A 6,864-nucleotide genomic window follows, 5' to 3' on the forward strand; every position below is an offset into this window, starting at 1 on the left:
CCGCGAGGCCGCCCTCGTGCAGCCGGTCCGCGGTCGCGACCACCCGCACGCGCGCACCGCGCCGCGCGAGCAGGGCGCCTGCGTGCAGCGCGTCTCCCCCGTTGTTCCCGGCCCCGGCGAGCACGACGACGCGCGCGCCGGCGAACCGGCCGCGACGCCGCACGACCTCGCGCACGACCGCGACGTGCAGCGCGAACGCGGCGCGCTCCATGAGCGGGACGCCCGCGTCGAGCAAGGGCTCCTCGGCGGCACGGACGGAGGCGGCGTTCCACGAGAGCAGCACGAGTCTCATCCTGGCGTGCGCGCAGGTAACGTGCCGAGCATGCGCTTCGGACTCTTCATCCCTCAGGGCTGGCGTCAGGACCTCACGGGCATCGAGCCCCGCGACCACTGGTCGGTGATGAACGGGCTCGCCCAGCACGCCGACCAGGGCGACGCCTTCGACTCGATCTGGGTGTACGACCACTTCCACGCGGTGCCCGAGCCCAACGGCGAGGCGACGCACGAGGCGTGGAGCCTCATCAACGCGTACGCGGCGACGACGTCGCGCGTGAAGCTCGGCCAGATGTGCACGTGCATGGCGTACCGCAACCCCGCCTACCTCGCGAAGGTCGCCGCGACCGCCGACGTGATCTCGGGCGGCCGCGTGCAGATGGGCATCGGCGCCGGCTGGTACGAGCACGAGTGGCGCGCGTACGGCTACGGCTTCCCGCGCGCGGGCGAGCGGCTCGCGATGCTCGACGAGGGCGTGCAGATCTTCAAGCAGCTCTGGACCAACGGGGTCGCCACCTTCGACGGGAAGCACTACCAGGTCGACGGCGCGCAGCTCGCGCCGCTCCCCCTGCAGGTCGACGGCCCGCCGCTGTGGATCGCGGGCGGCGGCGAGCAGAAGACGCTGCGCATCGCCGCCGAGCACGCGCAGTTCACCAACTTCGACGGCCACCCCGACGTCTTCACGCACAAGTCGGAGGTGCTGCGCGGCCACTGCGAGGCCATCGGCCGGCCGTTCGAGGAGATCACGCGCTCGTCGAACTTCAACGTCGTCATCGGCGAGACCGAGGCCGACGTCGACGACCGCATGGCCTGGGTCGAGGAGCACCTGTCGCTGACCGTGCCGAACAAGGCCCCGGAGGTCGCCGAGGAGTTCCGCAAGGGCGTGCTCGTCGGCACCCCGGAGCAGCTCGTCGAGAAGCTGAAGCACCTCGAGACGCTCGGCATGACGTACGCGATCACGTACTTCGCGGAGGCCGCCTACGACCGCTCGGGCATCGAGCTCTTCGAGCGCGAGGTCGTGCCCGCGCTGCGCTCCGCCTGACGGACGACGCCGGCGCGGGCGCTCCCGCTCGCGCCGGCGTCAGTCGCGCTCGGCGATCACCACGGCGGACGCGATGCCCGCGTCGTGCGAGATCGACAGGTGGAACCGTGCGACGCCGAGCTCGGCGGCGCGGGCGGCGACCGTTCCGGTGACCTCGAGCACCGGCTGCGACCCGGCCGTGCGCGGCACCTGCGCGTCGTGCCAGTGCAGGCCGGGCGGGGCGCCGAGCGACTTGGCGAGCGCCTCCTTGACGGCGAACCGCGCGGCGAGCGACGTCTCGGGCATCGCCCGCTCCGCGGGCGTGAACAGCTTCGCGCGCAGTGCCGGGACGCGGTGCAGGGTGTCGACGAACCGCGCGATGTCGACGACGTCGATGCCGACGCCGACGATCACGCGCGCCTCCCGACGCCCCGAGCCGGTCCCGTCACTCGACGGTGACGGACTTCGCGAGGTTGCGGGGCTGGTCCACGTCGAGGCCCTTGGCGGTCGCGAGCTCGCACGCGAACACCTGCAGGGGCACGACGGCGAGCAGCGGCGCGAGGAGCGTCGGCGCCTGCGGCACGTAGAACACCTCGTCGGCGTAGGGGCGCACGGCCTCGTCGCCGTCCTCGGCGATCACGAGCGTGCGGGCACCACGCGCGCGGATCTCCTGGATGTTCGACACGACCTTGGAGTGCAGCGAGTCGCGCCCGCGCGGCGACGGGACCACGACGAACACCGGCTGACCGGGCTCGATGAGCGCGATCGGGCCGTGCTTGAGCTCACCGGCGGCGAAGCCCTCGGCGTGGATGTACGCGAGCTCCTTGAGCTTGAGCGCCCCCTCCATCGCGACGGGGAAGCCGACGTGCCGGCCGAGGAACAGCACGGACTGCGTGTCCGCCATCCAGCGCGCGATCTCCCGGACGCGGCCCGAGCGGTCGATGACCTGCTGGATCTTGTCGGGCATCGCGCGGAGCTCGTCGAGGATCGCGGTGACCTCGTCGGCGAACTTGTTGCCGCGCAGCTGCGCGAGGTACAGGCCGAGCAGGTACGCGGCGGTGATCTGCGCGAGGAACGCCTTGGTCGACGCGACCGCGATCTCCGGGCCGGCGTGCGTGTAGAGCACCGCGTCGGACTCGCGCGGGATCGTCGAGCCGTGCGTGTTGACGATGGCCAGGACCTTGGCGCCCTGCTCGCGCGCGTGCCGGACGGCCATGAGCGTGTCCATCGTCTCGCCCGACTGCGACACCGCGACGACGAGCGTCTGCTCGTTGACGACGGGGTCCCGGTACCGGAACTCGTGCGCGAGCTCGACCTCGACGGGGATGCGGCACCAGTGCTCGATCGCGTACTTCGCGACGTGGCCCGCGTAGGCGGCGGTGCCGCACGCGATGACGACGATCTTGTCGACGGACCGCAGCACCGACTCGTCGATGCGGATCTCGTCGAGCACGAGGCGGCCGTGCGCGTCGGTGCGGCCCAGCAGCGTGTCCGCGACCGCGTGCGGCTGGTCGTGGATCTCCTTGTCCATGAAGGACGGGAAGCCGCCCTTCTCGGCGGCGGCGGCGTCCCAGTCCACGGTGTAGCGCCGTGCGTCGGCGGGCTTGCCGTCGAAGTCGGTCACGGTGACCGCGGTCGGCGTAATGGTCACGACCTGGTCCTGGCCGAGCTCGAGCGCCTCGCGCGTGTGCGCGATGAACGCGGCGACGTCGGAGCCGAGGAAGTTCTCGCCCTCGCCGAGGCCGACGACGAGCGGCGAGTCGTGGCGGGCGCCGACGACGACGTCGGGCGCGTCGGCGTGCACCGCGAGCAGGGTGAACGTGCCGTGCAGCGTGCGCGCGACCTCGGTCACGGCCTTGGTCAGGTCGCCCGTGCGGTCGTAGGCGCGCGAGACGAGGTGCGCGGCGACCTCGGTGTCGGTCTCCGACTCGAACTCCACGCCCTCGGCGAGGAGCTCGGCCTTGAGGGTCGCGAAGTTCTCGACGATGCCGTTGTGGATCAGCGCGAGCCGGCCCGAGACGTGCGGGTGCGCGTTGACGTCGGTGGGTCCGCCGTGCGTGGCCCACCGGGTGTGGCCGATCGCTGCGGTGGCCTCGGCGAGCGGGTGGGCGTCGAGCTCCTCGACGAGGTTCGCGAGCTTGCCGGCCTTCTTCGCGGTGTCGAGCTCGCCGTCGGGGCCGACGAGCGCCACCCCCGCCGAGTCGTACCCGCGGTACTCGAGCCGTCGGAGACCTTCGAGGACGACGTCCAACGGGCGGTCGCTCGCGGTCTGGGATCCGACGTAGCCCACGATTCCACACATGGCCGCGAGTCTAACGGGCGTGCGGCGGGTGACCGGCGGGGGTGAGCACCGTCACGGCGTGCCCGGACGCCACCACCGGACGCACGTCGGACGGTCGACGTCGTCGTCCGGCACAATCGTCCCGTGCCACCGTCGCTCACCCCGGCCACGCCGTACGTCGACCTGGACCGCGACGCGTGGCGTCGGCTCTCGGCCTCGACGCCGCTGCCCCTCACCGACGCGGACGTCGACCGTCTCGCCGGCCTGGGGGACCCGATCGACCTCGCCGAGGTCGACGCGATCTACCGGCCCATCTCGCGCCTGCTCGACCTGCACATCGAGGCGACCCGCGGCCTCCACGCGGCGTCGAGCACGTTCCTGCGCGAGGACGTCGGCGGCACGCCGTTCGTGATCGGCGTCGCCGGGTCCGTCGCGGTCGGCAAGTCGACGACCGCCCGGCTGCTGCGCGAGCTCCTGGCGCGCTGGCCCGCGACGCCGCGCGTCCAGCTCGTCACGACCGACGGGTTCCTCTACCCCAACGCCGAGCTCGAGCGGCGCGGGCTCATGGAGCGCAAGGGTTTCCCCGAGTCGTACGACCGGCGCGCGCTGCTGCGGTTCGTCTCCAAGGTCAAGGCCGGCCGCCCCGAGGTCCGGGCGCCCGTCTACGACCACCTGACGTACGACATCGTCCCCGGCCGCGAGATCGTCGTGAACCGCCCCGACGTGCTGGTCGTCGAAGGTCTCAACGTGCTGCAGCCCGCGCGACCGACGAGCGAGGGCACGTCCAACCTGGCGGTCAGCGACTTCTTCGACTTCTCGATCTACGTCGACGCCCGCACGACCGACATCCGCCAGTGGTACGTCGACCGGTTCCTGAGCCTCCGCTCGACCGCGTTCGCCCAGCCCGAGTCGTACTTCCACCGGTACGCGTCGCTCTCCGACGACGAGGCCGTCGAGCGCGCCGAGCGCATCTGGGACACGATCAACGCGCCCAACCTGCAGCAGAACATCCTGCCGACCCGCAGCCGCGCGACTCTCGTGCTGACGAAGGGCTCCGACCACTCCGTCGAGCGCGTGCGCCTGCGCAAGCTCTGAGCGTCCGAGGCTCCGTGCGTCAGCGGCCCGACGGCGGACCCGTCGGCGTGACCCGCTCCACGGGGAACTCGGTCGTGTCCGTCTCGTGCAGAGCGTCCAGCGCCGCGAGCACGTCCGCGACCGGCGCGCCGCACGCGTCGGTCGGCCACACGGGCCGAACCGCTCGCCCGAGCGCGTCGACCAGCCACAGCACCGTCGGCACCGCCCCCGACGTCTCGCACGCTCCCGACGGCTCCTGCGACGGCCGCTCGAGAGCGGCGAGCAGCGGGGCGAGATCCCCCTCGCGCCGGCTCTCGGTCACCGCCGCCCACGTGCCGGACGCGGACTTGAGCGTGCCGGACGCGGAGCACACGAGCACGCTCGACGCCGCGAAGTCCTCGGGCACGGCGCCCGGCGTCGCGGCCGGACCGGTCTCCTCGGCCGCGGCCGTCCGGTCCTCGAGCACGAGCCCGAGCTCGCGGACGACCTCCGGGTCGAGGCAGTCCGCCTGCACCGCGACCCGCGCCTCGGCCTGCCGCGTCACCGTCGGCGCACTCGCGCACCCGCCGGCCGCGGCGATCCCGGCGACGACGAGCGCGGCCACGCCCCCGCGTACGCCGGACGACCGCCGACCCCGTCGTCGGGACGTGCGTCTCTCGTGCGGTTCCCCTGCCATGTCTGCCCCCTGTCGTATAGCCCCGCGGACAGCAGGCCGGGAGGCCACACGGGTCGCAGGGAGTGCCGACTGCCCTGTCGACCCGAGACGAGCGTAGGCACGCTCCGGCGCGCACGTCGCGGTCGACACCGGATCGTTAGCAGCCGCGGTCCGATCGTGAGCAGACCGTGACCCGGGGACGTCAGGCGACGGCGTCGTCCTCGGCCACGGCGCGGCGGTGCGCCGACGCCTCGACGCTGCGCAGCGGCACCGCGGGGGCGTGGTGGACCCGGGCCCGGCGGCGCTGCGCGAGAGCCTGGTAGCGGCGCAGCAGCCAGTCGATGACCACGCCGAGCAGCACGCCGCCGACGACACCCACGACCACCGCGAGGATCGGGTTGTGCCCGAGCCACGCCGCGGCACCGATGCCGATCGCCGTCGAGTAGACGCCCCACGTGAGCGCGGCGAGCGCCGCGAGCGCGCTGAACCTGCGGCGGCTGTACCCCAGCGCGCCCGCGGTCATGTTGACCGCCACCCGGCCGACCGGGATGTACCGCGCGGCGATGATGAACGACGCCCCGCGGTGCTCGAGCGCGCGCTCCGCCCAGTCGATGGTCGCCTGCGCCCGGGCCGAGCGCAGGAAGCGGACCTCGCGCACCTTGACCTTCGTCCCGATCTGGTACGCGATCTGGTCACCCGTGAACGCGCCGGCGGCGGCGACCAGGATCACGAGCACCAGGTTCGGCTCGCCCTGCGCCATGGCCAGCGTGGCCAGCGCGATGACGACCGACTCGCTGGGGATGGGCGGGAAGAACCCGTCGATCGTCGCGAAGAGGTACAGCACGACGAAGACCCACGGTGAGCCCACCAGGGCCAGCACCCATGCCTCCACGCGTCCTCCAGGTCGTCGGGCGCCGGCCTTGCGGACCGGCGTCGTGACTCCCACGGTAGGACCCGGGGCAGCGCCGCCGATATAGGGGACACCCCCGGATCATCCCTGAGGTCACCCCGAACGAGCCGTCGGGTGCAGGCAGGTCGGACCGCCCTCCTCCTCCGGGGGGAGGCCCCGGCGGCGCCGACGTGGCAGGACGGCGCCGACCGGTCAGGACGCGGGGCGCTGACCTCCGACGGGGTCCCCGTCCGACGCCGGCTCGCCGTCGGCCGCCGACCCCGACGCGTCGACGTCGTCGGTCCGGGCCGCACCGGCCTCGACGTCGCCCGCTCGGGCGGCACCGGCCTCGACGTCTCCCGCACGTCCCGCGCCGCCGTCGGGGTTCGCCGCCGGCGCGCCCTCCGCGACGGGTGCGGCGTTGTCGGCGGCGTCGAGGTCGACCTCCGGGCCGGTCGCGGCGTGGGCGCCCACCCGGGGTTCCGCCGGGACGGGAGCGTCGTCGGATGCGGGAGCGTCGTCGGACGCGGGAGCGCCGTCGGACGCGGCAGGGTCGGCGGACGCGGCAGCGTCCGGCACGGCACCGTCGTCGGGCACCGCGCCGAGGTCGAAGCCGAGCGCCCGCGCCGCGGTCGTCGGGCGCGGCTCGCTCGCCCAGCGCAGCCCGAGGG

7 protein-coding genes and 1 pseudogene are annotated in these 6,864 nt (G+C 73.5%); 2 read left to right on the forward strand and 6 right to left on the reverse strand.

Annotation, left to right across the window (positions count from 1 at the left end; translation table 11 throughout):
* Positions 1-283: NAD(P)H-hydrate epimerase (locus tag CTKZ_RS06790; RefSeq protein ID WP_307720289.1), on the reverse strand; the 283-nt coding region annotated here is incomplete at its 3' end.
* A 39-nt stretch (positions 284-322) separates the two neighbouring features.
* Between CTKZ_RS06790 and CTKZ_RS06795 the strand changes: the two genes are divergently transcribed.
* Positions 323-1,315: an LLM class F420-dependent oxidoreductase gene (locus tag CTKZ_RS06795; RefSeq protein ID WP_124342244.1), complete on the forward strand. Its 993-nt coding sequence runs from the start codon at positions 323-325 to the stop codon at positions 1,313-1,315.
* A 39-nt stretch (positions 1,316-1,354) separates the two neighbouring features.
* Here CTKZ_RS06795 and CTKZ_RS06800 read toward each other — a convergent pair whose 3' ends face one another.
* Positions 1,355-1,708, reverse strand: coding sequence for a holo-ACP synthase (locus CTKZ_RS06800; RefSeq protein ID WP_124342245.1), 354 nt, complete (start codon positions 1,706-1,708; stop codon positions 1,355-1,357).
* Positions 1,709-1,739: 31 nt separating this feature from the next.
* Positions 1,740-3,596 carry a glutamine--fructose-6-phosphate transaminase (isomerizing) gene (gene glmS / locus CTKZ_RS06805; protein ID WP_124342246.1) on the reverse strand — a complete coding sequence of 619 codons (1,857 nt, stop codon included), beginning with the start codon at positions 3,594-3,596 and terminating at the stop codon, positions 1,740-1,742.
* Positions 3,597-3,719: 123 nt separating this feature from the next.
* Between glmS and coaA the strand changes: the two genes are divergently transcribed.
* Positions 3,720-4,670 carry a type I pantothenate kinase gene (coaA, locus tag CTKZ_RS06810; protein WP_124342247.1) on the forward strand — a complete coding sequence of 317 codons (951 nt, stop codon included), beginning with the start codon at positions 3,720-3,722 and terminating at the stop codon, positions 4,668-4,670.
* Between the two features lie 19 nt (positions 4,671-4,689).
* Here the strand turns inward: coaA and CTKZ_RS06815 are convergent, their stop codons facing one another.
* The 3 genes and pseudogenes from CTKZ_RS06815 to CTKZ_RS21450 all read right to left on the reverse strand — a co-directional run.
* Entirely contained in the window at positions 4,690-5,253 is a 564-nt protein-coding gene (locus tag CTKZ_RS06815) for a hypothetical protein (protein ID WP_124342248.1), read from the reverse strand.
* Between the two features lie 253 nt (positions 5,254-5,506).
* Positions 5,507-6,196, reverse strand: a complete 690-nt coding sequence (locus CTKZ_RS06820; RefSeq protein WP_124342249.1) for a DedA family protein — start codon at positions 6,194-6,196, stop codon at positions 5,507-5,509.
* Positions 6,197-6,406: 210 nt separating this feature from the next.
* A pseudogene (locus CTKZ_RS21450) lies at positions 6,407-6,864 on the reverse strand (hypothetical protein); the annotation flags it as partial.

This window comes from Cellulomonas algicola, from assembly GCF_003851725.1.
GTDB lineage: Bacteria > Actinomycetota > Actinomycetes > Actinomycetales > Cellulomonadaceae > Cellulomonas > Cellulomonas algicola.